Raw genomic sequence first — 18,482 nt, 5'->3', positions numbered from 1 at the left:
TCAGTCGATTCCGCCCGTAAGGGTCGTCTGCTCAGCATAGTCGAGGTGTTTGACGAGCTGCGCGCGCAGCCGGGCACTTACCTCGGCAAATTCAATCGATCCTGCATGCTCGCTCAACTGGGTCATCGCCAGTCCCGCGTAGCCACAGGGATTAATCCGTCGAAATGGCGCAAGGTCCATGTCCACGTTCAGCGCCAGGCCATGAAACGAACAGCCGTGGCGGATTCGCAATCCCAAGGAGGCGATTTTCGCCCCGTCGACATAGACGCCCGGCGCATCCGGCTTGGCCGCCGCCGTCACCCCATAGCTGGCCAACAGCTCGATCAGGCACGTCTCCATGCGGGTGACCAGCTCGCGCACGCCAAACCCCAGCTTGCGCACATCCAGCAACAGGTAGGCGACCAGTTGGCCGGGACCATGGTAGGTCACCTGCCCGCCGCGGTCGACCTTCACCACCGGGATTTCCCCCGGCAGCAACAGGTGCTCGGCCTTGCCGGCCTGGCCCTGGGTGAACACCGGCGGATGTTCCACCAGCCAGACTTCATCGTCGGCGCTGGTGCCGCGTTCGTTGGTGAAGCGTTGCATGGCATGCCAGACCGGCTCGTAAGCCATCGTGCCCAGCTCGCGAAAGCCCAGCGTGCCCGGCATCACAACACCATGTGCACGAAACCGGTGGCGCGCAGCTCGCTGTTGATGTCGTAGAGCTGTTCCTGACCGGTGGCAATGATATGCAACTGGATCGTCGTGTACTTGCCGTTGGTACTCTGGCGCTCGGCCAGGGTCTTGTGGTCAACGGTGGCATGTTTTTCAAGGATCGCGATGATCTTGTCCTTGAAACCCACGCCGGTGTCGCCGATTACCTTGATCGGGTAATCCGCGCAGGGGAATTCGATTTTTGGCGCCTTTACTTCGGAGTCTGTCATGGCGTAACGGCCTCGTAAGCCGTGGTAACGCACATGGCCCCGCTCCGGAAGGGAGCGAGGCCATGCAGGTCAACACTTCAATCAGTTGAACAAGCCGTAGAAGAATAGACGGATGCTATCCCAGATGCGGCGGAAGATACCACCTTCCTCGACCGCGTCCAGAGCGATCAGGTCAGCGCTGTGCACCACTTTGTCGTCCAGTTTGACTTCGACTTTACCGATCACGTCGCCCTTGGCGATGGGAGCGGTCAGTTGCGGGTTCATGGTCATGCTGGCAGCGAGCTTCTTGAGCTGGCCTTTAGGCAGGGTCATGGTCAGGTCTTGGGCCAGGCCAGCCTTGACCTGGTTGGTCGAGCCTTTCCAGACCTGGGCCTGGGCCAGTTCGGTGCCCTTCTGGTAGAAGGTCTGGGTTTCGAAGAAACGGAAGCCGTAGGTCAACAGCTTCTGGGTCTCGGCGGCACGGGCCACTTCGCTGCTGGTGCCAAAGACCACGGCGATCAGGCGCATGCCGTCACGCACAGCCGAGGACACCATGCAGTAGCCGGCTTCGTCGGTGTGGCCGGTCTTCAGGCCATCGACGGTCTTGTCGCGCCACAGCAGCAGGTTGCGGTTAGGCTGCTTGATGCCGTTCCAGAAGAATTCCTTCTGGGAGTAGATGGCGTAGTGCGCCGGGTCTTCATGAATGATTGCCCGGGCCAGGATCGCCATGTCGTGAGCCGACGAATAGTGCTCAGGGTTCGGCAGGCCGGTGGGGTTCATGAAGTGGCTGTTGGTCATGCCCAGGTCGGCCACGGTTTTGTTCATCATGTCGGCGAACGCATCTTCGCTGCCGGCGATGTGCTCGGCCAGGGCGACGCTGGCGTCGTTGCCGGACTGGATGATGATGCCGTGCAGCAGGTCGCTGACAGTCACTTGCGAACCGACCTTGATGAACATCCGCGAACCGCCAGTGCGCCAGGCGTTTTCGCTGACGGTCACCGGATCGTTTTCACCGATCTGGCCACGACGGATTTCCAGCGTGGCGATGTAGGCCGTCATCAGCTTGGTCAGGCTGGCCGGTGGCAGACGCTGGTCACCGTTGTTCTCTACCAGCACCTCGCCGCTGCTGGCATCCATCAGCACAAAGGATTTAGCAGCCAATTGAGGGGGCGCCGGCATCATCTCGACCGCGAACGCGGCCGGTGAGAGAAGCAGCGGGACTAGCAGGCAAAGGCGTTTGGCAAAGGTGGTGATGTTCATCCGTCTCTCGAAATCGCTAATGGGACTGCCCGAAGGCAGAACTAAAACAGGCAACCTCAGGCTTTGTATGAAAAGTGCCTGCGCGACGATCATGCTGCGTTGAAAACAGGCTCGGAATGCTCATTGACAACCAGTCAACTCCGCTTCCTCGCCTGTTTTCGCCTTGCCTGATCGCCGCTCGGCGACTTTTCATACAAACCCTCGGGCTGCCGCGTATTTAAGTTGCTCACTCACTGCCCTTGCCGGGCTTTTGTTATTCATGGAGCCAACAACCTGACCCGCTCCAACCGCAAGCGGGCCTCAATCAATTACTCAGCGGTGACCAGGCTCGGCGAACCGAGATTGGCCAGGCGCACACTGTCCTGCACCTTCTGGACTTCACCCGGAGAACCGATCGGCCCCAGGCGTACCCGATGCAGTGTCTGCTGGTTGCGCACGATCGAGCTGATGAACACCGGGGCGCTCACCATCGAGCTGAGCTTCGACCTCAGCAGCTCGGCAGCGTCCGGGTTGGCGAACGCGCCCACTTGCAGAAACTGGCCAGACGCCGTTGCAGAAGCGTTTTTTTTTGCATCGATCTGCACCGGCAGCACGGCCGCGGCGTGTTGCTGCGGCGGCGGTGTCCACTGCTCGACCGTGCCGGTGGACGCCGTCACGGTGGGCGCGGCATTTTGCGCCACTTTCGGCTCGTTGAGCATCAAAGGCGCCGGACGGCCACGTTGGGCCCACCATTCCTGCGGGTCGATGCCTTCGACTTTCACCCGGGCAGTGCCGGTTTCAGCGTAACCGAGTTTTTTCGCCGCCGCATACGACAGGTCGATGATGCGGTCGGAATAGAACGGCCCACGGTCGTTGACCCGCAGTATCACCGTCTTGTTGTTGTCCAGGTTGGTCACCCGCACATAGCTGGGCAGCGGCAAGGTCTTGTGGGCCGCGCTCATGCCGTACAGGTCGTACACTTCGCCGTTGGCGGTGTTCTGGCCGTGGAACTTGGTGCCGTACCAGGATGCCGTGCCCGAGGCCACGTAGCGCTTGGACTCGGCCATCGGGAAATAGGTCTTGCCCAGCACCGTATAGGGGTTGGCCTTGTAGGGGCCGGTGTGCAGGGTCGGCGTGGCGTCGGGAATGCGCGAGACGTCCACGTCCCACCACGGCGCGCCGTCCTTGTGGGCCCGGTTGATGTCCAGGCCCGGCGTGGCGCGCACGGCGGTGGTGTTTTTCTGGACCGGCGCGCGGCTGGTCGAACAACTGACGACCAGCAGCGACAGCGCGGCCAGCGCCACCAGCTTGAAAGGCTTGGTTTTCAGGGGTTGATAGGTAGGCAATGCCCGCATTATTTGACGCCCCGTGCTTTGACCAGCTCTTCAGACAGTTGATATACGGCCATGGCGTACATCACGCTGCGGTTATAACGCGTAATCGCGTAGAAATTCTTCAGGCCCATCCAGTATTCGGGGCCCTGTTCGCCTTCCAGGCGCATCGCGGTGACCGGCATGTCGTCACGCAGCGCATCATGACTCGACCAGCCCAACGCCCGCAACTCCCCGACGGTTTTCGTCGGCTCGATGCCCTCGGTCAGGCCCTGGTCCACTTGCTCGCCGCGCACATCGGCCCGGCTGACCACCGGCTGGCCGGGTTCCCAGCCGTGCCGCTTGAAATAGCTGGCGACACTGCCAATGGCATCGGTCGGGTTGGTCCAGATATTGATGTGGCCGTCGCCGTCGAAGTCCACCGCGTAGGCGCGGAAACTGCTGGGCATGAATTGCGGCAGGCCCATGGCCCCGGCGTAGGAACCCTTGAGGGTTAGCGGATCGACCTGTTCTTCGCGGGCCAGCAGCAGGAATTCGCGCAGCTCCTTGCGGAAGAACTCGGCACGCGGCGGGTAATCGAAGCCCAGGGTCGACAGCGCGTCGATCACCCGGAAATTCCCGGTGTTGCGGCCAAAGAAGGTCTCGACGCCAATGATCGACACAATGAACTGGGCCGGCACGCCGTATTCCTGCTCGGCACGGGCCAGGGCCGCCTCGTGCTGGCGCCAGAAGTCCACGCCCCGGGCGACACGCGCCTCGGTGATGAACATCGGCCGGTACTCGCTCCACTGCTTGACCCGCTCGGCGGGCCGGGAGATCGCGTCGAGGATCGACTGCTTGCGCTCGGCCTCGCGAAACACCCCCATCAGTTGTTCACCGGCGAAACCGTAGTCGCGGGTCATCTCGCCGACGAATTCGGCCACCTGTGGCGAGCCTTCGTATTCACCGGCCAAGGCCTGCGACGCACTGCCCAGGAAGCCGACCAGGCCGATCCACGGCGCACATCGCGTCGACCAGCCACGCATTGCTTGCATTGAACTCTTCACCTTATTCAAACCTGCGCGATCCACTTGCGATGCGTATGAATCGACATCAAAACCCCAAACGCTGACAGTAGTGTCACCAGCGAAGTTCCTCCGTAGCTAATGAAAGGCAACGGCACCCCCACGACCGGCAACAGGCCACTGACCATACCGATGTTGACGAAAACATAAACAAAAAACGTCATGGTCAGGCTGCCCGCGAGCAACTTGCCGAACAATGTCTGGGCCTGGGCGGTGATCACCAACCCCCGGCCGATCAGCAATAAATAGATCAGCAGCAGCACGCAAATGCCCACCAGGCCGAACTCCTCGCCCATCACGGCGATGATGAAGTCGGTGTGGCTTTCCGGCAAAAAGTCCAGGTGCGACTGGGTGCCCATCAGCCAGCCCTTGCCAAATACGCCGCCGGAACCGATGGCGGCCTTGGACTGGATGATGTTCCAGCCGGTGCCCAGCGGATCGCTTTCCGGGTCGAGGAAGGTCAGGACACGCTGCTTCTGGTAGTCGTGCATCACGAAATACCACATGGCCACCGACACCGGCACGGCGGCGGCGATCACGCTGAGGATCCAGCGCCAGCGCAACCCGCCCATGAACAATACGAAGGCGCCGCCGGCCAGGATCAGCAGCGAGGTGCCGAGGTCCGGCTGGCGCACGATGAGGATGAACGGAATGCCGATCAGCAACAGGCTGACACATACATGCTTGAGCTGTGGCGGCAAGGAGCGCTTGGACAGGTACCAGGCAATGGTCGCCGGCATGATGATCTTGAGGAATTCCGAAGGCTGGAAGCGGATGACCCCGGGAATGTTGATCCAGCGGGTGGCGCCCATGGCGTTGTGGCCCATGATGTCCACCACCACCAGCAAACCGACGCCGACGATGTAGGCCACCGGCACCCAGCGCGCCATGAACCGCGGCTCGAGCTGGGCGATGACGATCATCGACACCAGGCCGATGCCGAACGAGGTGGCCTGCTTGGCCAGCAAGTCCCAGCTCTTGCCGCTGGCCGAATACAGCACGAACAGGCTGCCGGCGGCCAGGGTCAGCAGCAGGATCAGCAACGGGCCGTCGATGTGCATGCGCTGCAGCAAGGTGGCGCGGCGGCGCATCACATCTTCGCTGGACAGGATCCGGTCGAAATTATTCTTCACGGGCCGTAGCCTCCGCAGTGATGGGGCTTGCGTATTCAGGCTTGAGCTGGCCGTGCTCATCCAGCAACCAGGCGTCCATGATCTGGCGCACCACCGGCGCGGCGACGCCGGAACCGGATTCACCGTTCTCGACCATCACCGACACGACGATCTTCGGGTTCTCGGCTGGCGCGAAACCGACGAACAAGGCGTGGTCGCGGTGGCGTTCCTGGACCTTGGAGCGGTCGTACTTCTCGCCCTGCTTGATGGCGACGACCTGGGCCGTACCGCTCTTGCCGGCAATCCGGTATTGCGCGCCAAGGGCCGCCTTGCGCGCAGTGCCTCGGGCGCCGTGCATCACCGCCTGCATACCGTTGTTGACCCTCTGCCAGTCCGCCGGATTGCGCAGGATGATGTCCGGCATCGGGTCCGGGTCCACCGGCTTTTGGCCTTCGATGGTCTTGGCCAGGTGCGGGCGATACCACTTGCCCTTGCTCGCCACCAGCGCCGTGGCCTGGGCCAGTTGCAAGGGCGTTGCCTGCATGTAGCCCTGGCCGATCCCCAGGATCAGGGTTTCGCCCGGGAACCAGGCCTGGCGGCGGGTCGCCCGTTTCCATTCCCGGGACGGCATCAGGCCGGGCGACTCCTCGAACATGTCCAGGGAGACTTTCTGACCGAGGCCGAACTTGTTCATGTAGGACGACAACCGATCGATCCCCAGCTTGTGGGCCAGGTCGTAGAAGTAGGTGTCGTTGGAACGCATGATCGCCGTTTCCAGGTCCACGTAGCCGTCACCGGTGCGGTTCCAGTTGCGGTACTTGTGGTCGTAGTTCGGCAGTTGGTAATACCCCGGGTCGTAGACCCGGCTCGACGCGGTGACCACGCCCGCATCCAACCCGGCAATCGCCACGGCCGGCTTGATGGTCGAGCCCGGCGGGTAGAGGCCGCGCAGCACACGGTTGAACAGCGGCCGGTCGATGGAGTCCCGCAGCTCGGCATAGGCCTTGAAGCTGATGCCGGTGACGAACAGGTTCGGGTCGAAACTAGGCTGGCTGACCATCGCCAGCACTTCGCCGGTGTTCGGGTCCAGCGCCACCACCGCGCCGCGCCGGCCGCCCAGCGCCGCTTCGGCGGCTTCCTGCAACTTGATGTCCAGGCTCAGGACGATGTCCTTGCCGGGAATCGGGTCGGTGCGCTTGAGCACGCGCAATACGCGGCCGCGGGCATTGGTCTCGACTTCCTCGTAACCCACCTGGCCATGCAGCTCGGGCTCGTAGAAGCGCTCGATGCCGGTCTTGCCGATATGGTGGGTGCCGCTGTAATTGACCGGGTCGAGGGTCTTGAGCTCTTTCTCGTTGATCCGCCCCATGTAGCCGACCGAGTGGGCAAAGTGCGGCCCCTGGGGGTAATGCCGCACCAACTGCGCCACCACCTCGACGCCGGGCAGGCGGAACTGGTTCACGGCGATCAGGGCGATCTGTTCTTCGGTCAGCTCGAACATGATCGGCACCGGCTCGAAAGGACGCCGGCCCTGGCGCATGCGCTTCTCGAAAATCGCCCGGTCCTCGGGCGTCAACTGCAGCACTTCGACGATCACGTCGAGGACTTTCTGCCAGTCGCCGGAACGCTCGCGGGTCATGCTCAGGCTGAAGCTGGGTCGGTTGTCCGCCACCACCACGCCATTGCGGTCGAAAATCAGCCCGCGGGTCGGCGGAATCGGCTGTACGTGTACGCGGTTGCTCTCCGACAAGGTCGAGTGATACTCGTACTGGATCACCTGGAGGAAATACAACCGCGCGATCAGCACGCCAATCAGCGTCACCACCGCAATAGCGCCGAACACGACGCGACCACGCACCAGGCGGGCGTCTTTTTCGTGGTCCTTGATGCGGATCGGCTGGGGCATGAGGGCAGGATTACTTGTGGTAAGGGTGCCCGGACAGGACTGTCCAGGCACGATACAGCTGTTCGCCGATCAGGATCCGCACCAGCGGGTGCGGCAACGTCAACGGCGACAACGACCAGCGCTGGTCCGCCCGGGCACAGACTTCCGGCGCCAGCCCTTCCGGGCCACCGACCATGAAGTTGACCGTGCGCGCGTCCAATCGCCAGCGATCGAGCTCCACCGCCAGTTGCTCGGTGCTCCAGGGCTTGCCGTGGACTTCGAGGGTGACGATGCGCTCGTTCGGCCCGACCTTGGCCAGCATGGCTTCGCCTTCCTGGCGGATGAAGCGCGCCACGTCGGCGTTCTTGCCACGGGTGTTGAGCGGAATTTCCACCAGTTCCAGGGCCAGCTCGGACGGAAGACGCTTGGCATATTCATGCCAGCCTTCTTCCACCCACTTGGGCATGCGAGAACCGACGGCGATCAGGCGCAGTCGCACAGCGGTCCCTTATTGCTGGTCTTTGTTGAGCTTGGTGAAGTGCTCATGGGGGTTTTCCGGGCTGTGGTGCGCCGCGCTGGCCGAACGGCTCTGCTCGGCACCGGCCCACAGGCGTTCCAGGTCATAGAACTGGCGCGCCGAGGCGGTCATCATGTGCACGATGACATCGTCCATGTCCAACAGGACCCAGTCGCTGTCGCCCTTGCCTTCTTCACCCAATGGCTTGACGCCCTGGGCCTTGACCGCTTCGCGGACCTTGTCCAGCATCGCGCCGATCTGGCGGTTGGAGGTACCGGTGGCGATGATCATGTAGTCCGTGATGCTCTGCTTGTCACGAACGTCGATCACCTGGATGTCCTGGGCCTTGACGTCTTCCAGGGCTGCCACGGCCACCTTGACCAGTTCTTCGCCAACCAGCGCCACGCCGGTGTGGACTTCTACAGGCAGCGGGGCGCTCTTGAACGTGCCCTTGCGCTTTACTTTGTTTACGTCTTTGTCAGTCATATAAAACTCGTTTTGCTCGTATGTTCGGGCGCTTCGCTACACGCATTCACGTGCCTTGAAGCGCGCCTTTTTCAGTTCGACGCACGGTACAGCCCGTGCGCATCGATGTAGGCCAGGACCGCGTCGGGCACCAGGAAACGTACCGACTTACCGCTGGCCAGCAGTTGACGGATCTGGGTGGCGGATACCGCGAGCGGCGTCTGCCAGACGAATGCAATCTGTCCGCTCGGCCCTTTCAGGGCCAGCGGGTCGCTCACCGAGCGGGCCGCCAGCAGGTTGCGCAAGGCATCCGGCGGCTCGCTGTCGGCATCCGGGCGTTGCAACACCAGGATGTGGCAATGCTGGAGCAACTCTTCCCAGCGATGCCAAGTGGGCAGGCCGCAAAATGCGTCCCAGCCCAGAAGCAGGAAAACCTGGGCATCAACGGCCAGTTCGGCGCGCATCAGCTCCAGGGTATCAATGGTGTAGGACGGTTTGTCCCGCTGCAATTCGCGGGCGTCCACCACCAACGGTGCCACACCGGCCACCGCGCACTCGACCATCGCCAGGCGGTCCCGGGCCGACACCTGCGGCGTATCCCGGTGAGGCGGCCGGGCGCTGGGCGTCAGGCGTAGCTCATCGAGGGCCAGGGCGTCGGCGACTTCCAGCGCACCGCGCAAATGGCCGATGTGCACCGGGTCGAACGTGCCGCCCAGGATACCGATGCGCCGGGGCGGGGTTGTCGTCGTCACAGAGGCCGGCGGTTCGAGGTCGCCCAAGTCAGACCGACTCCTGTCCGCGCAACTGGCCGTCACCGACCACGATGTATTTCTCGCAGGTCAGGCCTTCCAGGCCCACCGGGCCACGGGCATGCAGCTTATCAGTAGAAATGCCGATCTCGGCACCCAATCCGTATTCAAAGCCATCGGCGAAGCAGGTCGGGGTGTTGATCATCACCGACGCCGAATCCACTTCGGCCACGAAACGCCGGGTTTCGCCCTGGTGCTCACTGACGATGGAATCGGTGTGGTGCGAGCCGTGGCGGTTGATGTGTTCGATGGCCTGGTCCAGCCCGTCGACCACGCGGATCGACAGGATCGGCGCCAGGTATTCGGTGTCCCAGTCTTCTGCCGTGGCCGCGACGGCCTCGACAATTGCCCGGGTGCGCTCGCAACCGCGCAGTTCGACGCCTTTTTCGCGGAACTGGGCAGCCATCGACGGCAGGAAGTCCTGGGCAACGGCCTGGTCCACCAGCAGGGTTTCCATCGCGCCGCAGATACCGTAGCGGTAGGTCTTGGCGTTGAAGGCGATGCGCTGGGCCTTCGGCAATTCAGCGTGGGCACTGACGTAGACGTGGCAGATGCCGTCCAGGTGCTTGATCACCGGCACCCGGGCGTCACGGCTGACCCGTTCGATCAGGCCCTTGCCGCCGCGCGGCACGATGACATCGACAAACTCGGGCATGGTGATCAGCGCGCCAACCGCGGCGCGGTCGGTGGTTTCCACCACTTGCACCACGGCCGCCGGCAGATCGGCCTCGGCCAGGCCGCGCTGGATGCAGGCGGCAATGGCGCGGTTGGAATGGATGGCCTCGGAGCCGCCCCGCAGGATGGTCGCGTTACCGGACTTCAGGCACAGGCTCGCGGCGTCGATGGTCACGTTCGGCCGCGACTCGTAGATGATCCCGACCACGCCCAGGGGCACGCGCATCTTGCCGACCTGGATGCCCGACGGGCGGTAGCTCATGTCGCGGATCGCCCCGACCGGGTCCGGCAGGGCCGCGACCTGGCGCAGACCGACGATCATGCCGTCGATGCGGGCCGGAGTCAGCGCCAGGCGCTCGAGCATGGCCGGCTCCAGACCGTTGGCCCGGCCGGCGGCCAGGTCCAGCTCGTTGGCGGCGGACAACTCGGCGCGCGCAGCGTCCAGCGCATTGGCGGCGGCCTGCAGGGCGCGGTTTTTCTGCGCGGTGCTGGCCCGGCCGATGATGCGCGACGCTTCGCGAGCGGCGCGACCCAGGCGGGTCATGTAGTCAAGAACGGACTCAGTCATGGTCTGTGTGGTCTTGGCGATGGGGAAAGCGGCAGATTATAGCTGTCGTAACCCTCGACTAACAGCATGGACTCGCAGTGGTGACCGGCGGAGAAGCAAAACAGCCATAAACAGCCCGTTGAAACGCAATGCTGTTCACTTAAGGCAATCGACAAACCCGTGGCGAGGGAGCTTGCTCCCGCTGGGCCGCGAAGCGGCCCCAAAACCTGCCAATTACGGCATATCAGACACACCGCACCCGCCGGTTTACGACTGCTTCGCAGCCGAGCGGGAGCAAGCTCCCTCGCCACAGGGTCATCATTTTTCCTAAGTGAACGGCACTACGGTTGAAACGAGTGTTCAGCGGTGATTAAGCTTTCCATTGCTATCATCGCGCTTCCTTTGGCCTCACTTCGTCTATCGCCATGACCGATTTGCCATCGCCCAACGCCCTGCCCCACGCCTTTTTCGATCGCGACGCCCAGGTGCTTGCCAAGGACCTGCTGGGCAAAGTCATCCGCCACAAGGTCGGCGACCTGTGGCTCAGCGCGCGGATCATCGAGACCGAGGCGTATTACTTCGCCGAAAAAGGCAGCCACGCCTCCCTGGGCTACACGGAAAAACGCAGGGCTTTGTTTCTGGATGGCGGGCACATCTATATGTACTACGCCCGGGGCGGCGATTCGCTGAACTTCAGCGCCCAGGGCCCGGGCAACGCGGTGTTGATCAAGTCGGCCTACCCGTGGGTCGATGCCGTTTCGGGGCCGGCGAGCCTGGCGCAGATGCTGTTGAACAACCCCGACGCCCAAGGTCGGCCACGCACACCGCAAAAACTCTGTGCCGGCCAGACCCTGTTGTGCAAAGCTTTGGGGCTGAAAGTGCCGGACTGGGACGCCAAGCGCTTCGACCCCGAGCGCTTGCTGGTGGAAGATGTCGGCGTGCCAACGGTCAACGCGATCCAGACCACCCGCCTGGGTATTCCCCTGGGAAGGGACGAGCATTTGCCCTACCGCTTCGTCGACGCAGCCTACGCCCCTTGGTGCACCCGCAACCCGTTGCGGCGCGGACAGGTCGAAGGGCGTGATTATTTCTTGCTTTCATGAACACAAACACTGCATGACCCTGGGGCCCCTTGTGGGAGCGAGCCTGCTCGCTATGGCGCCAGGCCTGTGAATTAAATGGCGACTGACACACCGCTATCGCGAGCAGGCTCGCTCCCACAGTTGATCTTCAGTGGATACGAAATTTGCTACACCCGAAATTCCCATGTGGGAGCGGGCTTGCTCGCGATAGCGGTGTGTCAATTGATATTGACCTATCTGACACACCGCATTCGCGAGCAAGCCCGCTCCCACAGTTTGAAGCTTCAGTGATCTTGAGTTTTCGTTCACACAGTAAAAAACTGCATGCCAATCAATATTCAATGGAGTTGTATTTATGGGCCCATGGCTCGATAGCATCACTGCCTGGCTGACCGTCAACCCGCAATGGCTGGCGGTGGCGGTTTTTGTCGTTGCTTGCGTGGAATGCCTGGCCATCGCCGGGTTGATCGTGCCGGGCACGGTGCTGTTGTTTGCGATTGCGGTGCTGGCCGGCAGCGGCGCGTTGTCCTTGGGCGAGACGCTGCTTCTGGGGCTGCTCGGAGGTCTGCTGGGGGACTTGGTGTCGTATTTCCTCGGCCGGCATTTCCACCAGAACATCCGGCGCCTGCCGGGGCTGCGGCATCACCCGGAATGGATGAGCGCAGCGGAAAGCTATTTCCAGCGCTACGGCATCGCCAGCCTGCTGGTGGGCCGCTTCATCGGCCCGCTACGGCCCATGCTGCCGATGGTGGCCGGCATGTGCGACATGCCGTTCCCGCGCTTCGCCGCCGTCAGCGTGTTGGCCGCCGCCGGCTGGACCGTGGCGTACCTGTTGCCAGGCTGGGCCACCGGGGCGGCGTTTCGCCTGCCGCTGCCCGAGGGTTTCTGGCCCCAGGCCGGCGTGGTTATTGGCAGCATCGCGGTGATGATCGGGCTGAGCGTCAACAGCACCCTGCGTCGCCATCGCCATGCCACGGCGCTGATCGCCGGCATCGGCCTGGTGATCCTGATCGGCCTGTTCATCGGCTTTCGCTACCTGACGGCGTTCGACCAGGGCTTGATGGCCCTGGTCCAGGAGCATCGCAGCGCGACGTTGGATGAAATAGCCGTGACCTTCACCTTGATCGGCGAATTCCGCTACATGTTGATTGTCTGCAGCCTGGTGACCGCGTTGCTGCTATTGGCACGACAATGGCGCCAGGCGATCTTTGCCGGCGGCACGATGTTGTTCACCGCCCTGGCCAATACCGGCTGCAAACACTTCTTTGCCCGGGTGCGCCCGGAAATCCTCACCGACCCACTGACCAGCTACAGCATGCCCAGCGGCCACTCCTCCGGGGCATTTGCGCTGTTCCTGTCCCTCGCCGTGCTGGCCGGCCGCGGCCAACCGCCACGCCTGCGCCTGACCTGGCTGTTGCTGGGCTGCTTGCCGGCCTTGGCCATCGCCCTGTCGCGGGTCTACCTGGGGGCGCATTGGCCGAGCGACATCGTCGCAGGGGCGATGCTCGCCGCCAGCGTCTGTGCGGCCGCCCTATGGCTGAGCCAGCGCCAGACCCTGCTGCCGGCCATGCCACCGAAAGTCTGGTGGCTGGTCCTGCCGGCGCTGACGGCGGCGTTCAGCTTCTTCGCCCTGCGGCACTTGCCCCATGCGATGTTGCGGTATGCCTATTGAACACACTATTTGTGGGCACTGAAGATCCCCTGTGGGAGCGGGCTTGCTCGCGAAAGCGGAGTGTCATCCAACACATGTGTTAACTGATCCACCGCCTTCGCGAGCAAGCCCGCTCCCACAGGGGGGGGACGGTGTTGTTCGGTGGATATGAGTGGTGTCAGGCAAAGAGTTCACCCTGCAACTCATCGAGCAACGCCTGGATCGCATCCAGCCGCTGTTGGGGATCATCGAGTTGCAGCAGGTCGATCTTGTCCAGCTCATTGAACGGCAACAGGTAGGCCAGTTGATTGGCCAGCGATTGCTGGCCGGTGGCTTCGGTGCCCATGTTCAGCGCCTCGACCATCGGGTGCTCGGCCAGGGCCTTGAGCAGCGCCACCAGGTCGGCATCTTCGTCTTGCAGCGGTTGTTCCGGCTCGTCTTCCAGCCACTCGACCTCGGCCACCGTGAGTTGATCGGCCTGGACGCTGCTGCTGTGCACCAGAAAACGCCGTCCGCCCTGCACGCGAATCCCCAGCAGGCCATTGTCCTGCTGGGAAAAATCGGTAATCAGCGCCTCACAACCGACCCGCGCATAACCTTCAGGCGCGACGCCGACTTCCTCGCCATCGAGGATGCACACCACACCAAAGCCTTCGCCCTTTTTCATGCAGCGCCCGATCATGTCGAGGTAACGCGCCTCGAAAATCTGCAAGTCGAGGATGCAACCGGGGAACAGCACGGTGTTCAACGGGAAAAGCGGCAAGCTCATAACCAATTCCTTAAACCGTCATCGACACCACCAACGGCAGCAACACCGCCGTGGCCACGCCCATCAGACTCATTGCCAGCGCCGCGAAGGCACCCGACTCCTCGCTTTCCTGCAACGCCACCGACGTGCCCACCGCATGGGCCGCCAACCCCAGGGCCATGCCTCGGGCCTCAGGGCTATGGACACCCAACCGGGTCAGAATACTCGGGCCGAGAATCGCCCCGAGCACCCCAGTAATCAACACGAACACCGCCGCCATGGCCGCCACGCCGCCGATCTGCTCGGCCACCAGCATGGCGATCGGCGAGGTCACGGACTTGGGCGCCATGGTCATCAGGATCATGTGCTCGGCACCAAAGGCCCAGCCCAATACCACCGCAGAGCCCGTGGCAAACACCCCGGCTATCACCAGCGTAGTAAAAATCGGCCAGAACAACTGCCGGATCCGTCGCAAGTTCAAATACAGCGGCACCGCCAGGGCGACCGTGGCCGGGCCCAGCAGGATGCTGAGGATCTCGGTGCTCTTGCGGTACTCGGCATAACCGATGCCGCAGCCCACCAGCACGCCGATCAACAGCACCATCGACATCAGCACCGGTTGCAGGAACACCCAGCGGGTCTTTTCGTACGCCGCCAGCACCAGTTGGTAGGCGCCCAGGGTGATGCCAATGCCGAACAGCGGATGATGGATCACCGAGGCCCAGGCGCCCTGCCAGTCGAGCATCATTGGCGGTCCTCCGGAGCGGCGACATGGCGACGGGCCAGGCGCTGCATCAGCACGCCCGTCAGCGCCACGGACAGCACCAGCGACAAGGTCAACGCGCCAACGATGGCCCAGAAATCGGCGGCAATCGCCCCGGCGTAAACCATTACCCCGACCGCAGGCGGCACCAGCAGCAACGGTAGGTAACGCAGCAGACTGCCGGCGGCCAGGTTCAACGGCTCGCTGACTTCGCCGCGCATCACCAGATAACCCAGCAGCAACAGCAGGCCAATGATCGGCCCCGGCAGTACCGGCAAGAACAAATGATTGATCGCAGTGCCCAGCAATTGAAACAGCACCAGCCAGGTCAGGCCCCGTAGCAACATCCGCTCTATCCCCCCGCAACAGCCCCAATGAACGCGCCAATTCGGTTCACGACATGATTCTGTGGCGAGGGAGCTTGCTCCCGCTGGGCTGCGCAGCGGCCCCAAGATTTTGCGGTCGCTGCGCAACCGAGCGGGAGCAAGCTCCCTCGCCACAGAATCAAACACGCACGTTGAATGAACCGAATTGCAAAGAATGCGCCGGCATTATAAGCATGCCCGCGCTATGGTTCGGCATTCGTAAAAAGCATGGTCGATGACCTTCCCGGCGCGCCATGTTGATCTACAGTGGTTTTCCGGGGACGCAAAATCCCCGCTTCAGAAAAAGTAAAAACGATGAACCCAAGGAGAGTCTCAATGCCCTACGTCCCCGTTGCAGCGCTCAAAGATTATGTCGGCAAGGAACTTGGACGTTCCGATTGGCTTACCATCGACCAGGACCGCATCAACCTGTTCGCCGAAGCCACTGGCGACTTTCAGTTCATCCACGTCGATCCGGTCAAGGCCGCGCAGACCCCGTTCGGCAGCACCATCGCCCACGGTTTCCTGTCGCTGTCGCTGATGCCCAAGTTGATGGAAGACATCCTGATCCTGCCCGAGGGCGTGAAGATGGTCGTCAACTACGGGCTGGACAGCGTGCGCTTCATCCAACCGGTGAAGGTCGATTCCAAGGTCCGGCTCAAGGTCGACCTGGTGGACGCCACCGAGAAAAAACCCGGCCAATGGCTGCTCAAGGCCACCGCCACCCTGGAAATCGAAGGCTCGGAAAAACCGGCCTACATCGCCGAGCCGCTGTCGCTCTGCTTCGTGTAAACCTGCGCACATGCGAAACCGTCCAGGCAGTTTCGCATCGCTTCTCTATATCCAGGAGCCAAAGCTGCGGCATACTCGTGGCCTGATGACCTGGATCCCGTTATGCGCTTACTCGTCCCACTGACCCTGACCCTGTTGCTCACCGCCTGTGGCGCCGGCGAATCGCCGCTGCCTCCCGACGCGCGCCTGCCCGACGGCGGCCGCTACCGTGGCGACCTGGTGGACGGGCTGCTGCAGGGCCAGGGGCGCATCGACTACCCCAACGGCAGCTGGTACGCCGGGCAGTTCGACAAGGGTCAATGGCACGGCACCGGGGAATGGCATGGCAGCAACGGCGAGGTCTATCGCGGCCAGTTCCACCAAGGCCTGTTCCACGGCCAGGGCAGCCTGACCACACCCACCAGCAGCTACACCGGCGGCTTCAAGCTGGGGCGCCGGGACGGTGAAGGGACGCTCAAGGAAAACGGCATGACCTACCGGGGCGAGTTCAAGGCCGACCGCTATTCCGGCCTCGGACGCCTGGAACTCGACGACGGCAGCCAGTACCAGGGCCCGTTCGTCAACGGCAAGCCCAACGGTGAAGGCCAGCGCTTCGACGCCAGCGGCAACCAATTCACCGGGCACTTTGTCGATGGGCAACTGCAGGGCAAGGGCACCTTCAACAGCGCCGAAGGCGATGTCTACATTGGCGGTTTCCGGAACAACCAGCTCAACGGTCGCGGTCGCTACGAAAATGCCGACGGCGATGTCTGGATCGGCCAGTTCAAGGACGGCGCGCTGACTGGCAAGGGCGAACTGATCGGCGCCGACGGCAGCCACTACCTCGGTCAATTCAATGATTGGCGCTTTACCGGCGAGGGCCGCCTGAACCTGCCCGACGGCAGTTTCTACATCGGCCAGTTCGAGGCCGACAGCTATCACGGGCGCGGCACCCTGGTGCTCACCGATGGCACGGTGCAAAGCGGCACCTGGGCCAACGGCCAACGGGTGCGCGACGCCGGCGGCAGGCTGCTGCCGGATGTGCTCGAACTCGGCCTGCTGGCCCAGGGCCGACTGCTGGAGGATGCCCTGGCGAACATCCCAGCCTCGACCCCGGCGGTGGAGCTGTACAGCCTGACCCTCGGCGGCGACGGCAAGCAAAGCGTGTTCCTGCGCGAATCCGACTATGTCGCCAACATGCTAACCAGCCGCTTCGGCGCGTTCGGCCAGATCCGCCTGGTGAACCACCGCGACCACCTCGGCGACCGGCCCATGGCCAGCCGTGAAAGCCTGCGTCGCGCCGCCGCCACCCTGGCCGAACGCAGCGGCCCGGAAGACCTGATTTTCATCTACCTCACCAGCCACGGCACCAGCGAGCACGAACTGGTACTCGACCAGCCGCGCATGGAGCTGGCCGACCTGCCCGCCGATGAACTGGCGGTGGTCCTCGCACCACTGAAGAATCGCGACAAGATCGTGGTGATCTCGGCCTGTTATTCCGGCGGTTTCATCCCGGCGCTCAAGGACGAACGCACGCTGATCATGACCGCCTCCCGGGCCGACCGGGTGTCCTTCGGCTGCTCCGAGGAAGCCAACTTCACCTATTTCGGCGACGCGCTGTTCGCCCAGGCGCTGAACCAGACCGACGACCTGGAGCAGGCCTTCAAACGGGCCAAGGGCATCGTTGCCGAGCGCGAGCAGGCAGACAATTTCGAAGCCTCGGAACCGCAGATCTGGGCGCCGAGAACGGTCCTGTCCCACTGGCAATTGCTGCGCAAGCAGCAGGCGCGAAAAGCATTGCAAAGTGCGGCATTGAACGACGAGGCGACAAAGAGCAACTAAGCTGAACCGTATCAAGGGGGAAACACTATGTACTTGACGCCTCAGCATGTTTTGCTCGCCGGTGCCACCGGATTGACCGGGGAACACCTACTGGACCGGCTGCTTAACGAGCCGACCATCACCCGTGTATTGGCGCCTTCACGCCGGCCACTGGCCGAGCATCCACACTTGGAAAACCCGGTAGGGGAGCCGGCCCAGGTGCTGCCACAACTCAGTGGCCAGGTCGACATTGCCTTTTGCTGCCTCGGCACCACCCTCAAGAAAGCCGGCTCCGAGCAAGCCTTCCGCGCGGTGGACCTGGACTTGGTCGTGGCGTTTGCCAAGCGCGCCCGGGAACTGGGCGCACGGCATTTGGTGGTGATCAGCGCGTTGGGGGCCGATGCCAAGTCATCGCTCTTCTACAACCGGGTCAAGGGTGAGATGGAGGCGGCCCTCAAGGCCCAGGGCTGGCCACAACTAACCATTTGCCGCCCTTCCCTGCTGCTGGGCGACCGCGTCGAACCGCGCCTGGCCGAGCAACTGGCCGGGCCGTTGTCGAAGCTGATCCCCGGCAAATACCATGGCATCGAAGCCTGCCAACTGGCCCGGGCCATGTGGCGTCTGGCGCTGGAAGAACAGGATGGGGTGCGGGTGGTGGAGTCGGATGAGTTGCGCAGGCTTGGCAAATAGTCATGTGGCGCCTAGTCGGACGCTTTCGCGAGCAGGCTCGCTCCC

The 18,482-nt window shown here is 63.0% G+C and carries 19 protein-coding genes; 5 read left to right on the top strand and 14 right to left on the bottom strand.

Annotated features, from left to right (window positions below):
- The 11 genes from lipB to HU715_RS16110 all read right to left on the bottom strand — a co-directional run bounded on the left by lipB (window position 1) and on the right by HU715_RS16110 (window position 10,567).
- Window positions 1-648 (bottom strand): lipoyl(octanoyl) transferase LipB, encoded by a 648-nt coding sequence (gene lipB, locus HU715_RS16160; protein WP_186706568.1) that lies wholly within the window; start codon window positions 646-648, stop codon window positions 1-3.
- Window positions 648-923 carry a DUF493 domain-containing protein gene (locus HU715_RS16155; RefSeq protein WP_053125656.1) on the bottom strand — a complete coding sequence of 92 codons (276 nt, stop codon included), beginning with the start codon at window positions 921-923 and terminating at the stop codon, window positions 648-650. The genes lipB and HU715_RS16155 overlap by 1 nt, the downstream gene beginning before the upstream one ends.
- An 81-nt stretch (window positions 924-1,004) precedes the next feature.
- Window positions 1,005-2,162, bottom strand: coding sequence for a D-alanyl-D-alanine carboxypeptidase family protein (locus tag HU715_RS16150; protein ID WP_186706569.1), 1,158 nt, complete (start codon window positions 2,160-2,162; stop codon window positions 1,005-1,007).
- Window positions 2,163-2,470: 308 nt separating this feature from the next.
- Window positions 2,471-3,496, bottom strand: coding sequence for a septal ring lytic transglycosylase RlpA family protein (locus HU715_RS16145; RefSeq protein WP_186706570.1), 1,026 nt, complete (start codon window positions 3,494-3,496; stop codon window positions 2,471-2,473).
- Window positions 3,496-4,506: a lytic murein transglycosylase B gene (mltB, locus tag HU715_RS16140; protein WP_186706571.1), complete on the bottom strand. Its 1,011-nt coding sequence runs from the start codon at window positions 4,504-4,506 to the stop codon at window positions 3,496-3,498. Before mltB ends, HU715_RS16145 begins: the two co-directional genes overlap by 1 nt.
- Window positions 4,507-4,523: 17 nt before the next feature.
- Window positions 4,524-5,627, bottom strand: coding sequence for a rod shape-determining protein RodA (gene rodA, locus HU715_RS16135; protein ID WP_186706612.1), 1,104 nt, complete (start codon window positions 5,625-5,627; stop codon window positions 4,524-4,526).
- A gap of 31 nt (window positions 5,628-5,658) precedes the next feature.
- Window positions 5,659-7,554, bottom strand: coding sequence for a penicillin-binding protein 2 (gene mrdA / locus HU715_RS16130; RefSeq protein WP_186706572.1), 1,896 nt, complete (start codon window positions 7,552-7,554; stop codon window positions 5,659-5,661).
- Window positions 7,555-7,564: 10 nt separating this feature from the next.
- Window positions 7,565-8,032 (bottom strand): 23S rRNA (pseudouridine(1915)-N(3))-methyltransferase RlmH, encoded by a 468-nt coding sequence (rlmH, locus tag HU715_RS16125; RefSeq protein WP_047229490.1) that lies wholly within the window; start codon window positions 8,030-8,032, stop codon window positions 7,565-7,567.
- 9 nt (window positions 8,033-8,041) lie between these two features.
- The gene (gene rsfS / locus HU715_RS16120) at window positions 8,042-8,536 is read right to left on the bottom strand and encodes a ribosome silencing factor (RefSeq protein WP_186706573.1); all 495 of its coding nucleotides are present in this window, start codon (window positions 8,534-8,536) and stop codon (window positions 8,042-8,044) included.
- Between the two features lie 71 nt (window positions 8,537-8,607).
- Window positions 8,608-9,294 (bottom strand): nicotinate-nucleotide adenylyltransferase, encoded by a 687-nt coding sequence (nadD, locus tag HU715_RS16115; protein ID WP_186706574.1) that lies wholly within the window; start codon window positions 9,292-9,294, stop codon window positions 8,608-8,610.
- A 1-nt stretch (window position 9,295) separates the two neighbouring features.
- Complete coding sequence (locus HU715_RS16110; protein ID WP_186706575.1) at window positions 9,296-10,567, bottom strand: glutamate-5-semialdehyde dehydrogenase; 1,272 nt, start codon at window positions 10,565-10,567, stop codon at window positions 9,296-9,298.
- Between the two features lie 404 nt (window positions 10,568-10,971).
- On the opposite strand from HU715_RS16110, the gene HU715_RS16105 reads away from it, so the two are divergent.
- Entirely contained in the window at window positions 10,972-11,649 is a 678-nt protein-coding gene (locus HU715_RS16105) for a DNA-3-methyladenine glycosylase (RefSeq protein ID WP_186706576.1), read from the top strand.
- A gap of 334 nt (window positions 11,650-11,983) precedes the next feature.
- Window positions 11,984-13,300: a bifunctional DedA family/phosphatase PAP2 family protein gene (locus tag HU715_RS16100; RefSeq protein WP_186706577.1), complete on the top strand. Its 1,317-nt coding sequence runs from the start codon at window positions 11,984-11,986 to the stop codon at window positions 13,298-13,300.
- Between the two features lie 157 nt (window positions 13,301-13,457).
- Here HU715_RS16100 and HU715_RS16095 read toward each other — a convergent pair whose 3' ends face one another.
- From HU715_RS16095 to HU715_RS16085, 3 genes are read right to left on the bottom strand one after another with little or no spacing between them, the layout of a single operon-like run.
- The gene (locus HU715_RS16095; protein WP_186706578.1) at window positions 13,458-14,048 is read right to left on the bottom strand and encodes an LON peptidase substrate-binding domain-containing protein; all 591 of its coding nucleotides are present in this window, start codon (window positions 14,046-14,048) and stop codon (window positions 13,458-13,460) included.
- A 10-nt stretch (window positions 14,049-14,058) separates the two neighbouring features.
- On the bottom strand, window positions 14,059-14,775 hold the full coding sequence (locus HU715_RS16090) for an LrgB family protein (RefSeq protein WP_186706579.1): 717 nt from the start codon (window positions 14,773-14,775) through the stop codon (window positions 14,059-14,061).
- Window positions 14,772-15,137 (bottom strand): CidA/LrgA family protein, encoded by a 366-nt coding sequence (locus HU715_RS16085; RefSeq protein WP_186706580.1) that lies wholly within the window; start codon window positions 15,135-15,137, stop codon window positions 14,772-14,774. Before HU715_RS16085 ends, HU715_RS16090 begins: the two co-directional genes overlap by 4 nt.
- Window positions 15,138-15,491: 354 nt before the next feature.
- On the opposite strand from HU715_RS16085, the gene HU715_RS16080 reads away from it, so the two are divergent.
- The 3 genes from HU715_RS16080 (at window position 15,492) to HU715_RS16070 (ending at window position 18,437) form a co-directional block, all read left to right on the top strand.
- A complete protein-coding gene (locus HU715_RS16080) occupies window positions 15,492-15,947 on the top strand; it encodes a MaoC family dehydratase (protein ID WP_186706581.1) in 456 nt (151 codons plus the stop codon).
- A 102-nt stretch (window positions 15,948-16,049) separates the two neighbouring features.
- Window positions 16,050-17,768 carry a C13 family peptidase gene (locus HU715_RS16075; protein WP_186706582.1) on the top strand — a complete coding sequence of 573 codons (1,719 nt, stop codon included), beginning with the start codon at window positions 16,050-16,052 and terminating at the stop codon, window positions 17,766-17,768.
- Window positions 17,769-17,795: 27 nt separating this feature from the next.
- On the top strand, window positions 17,796-18,437 hold the full coding sequence (locus tag HU715_RS16070) for an oxidoreductase (RefSeq protein ID WP_186706583.1): 642 nt from the start codon (window positions 17,796-17,798) through the stop codon (window positions 18,435-18,437).
- Window positions 18,438-18,482: the final 45 nt, after the last annotated feature.

This window comes from Pseudomonas zanjanensis (genome assembly GCF_014268745.2).
GTDB lineage: Bacteria > Pseudomonadota > Gammaproteobacteria > Pseudomonadales > Pseudomonadaceae > Aquipseudomonas > Aquipseudomonas zanjanensis.
This window is presented reverse-complemented; position numbering and strand designations above follow the sequence as displayed.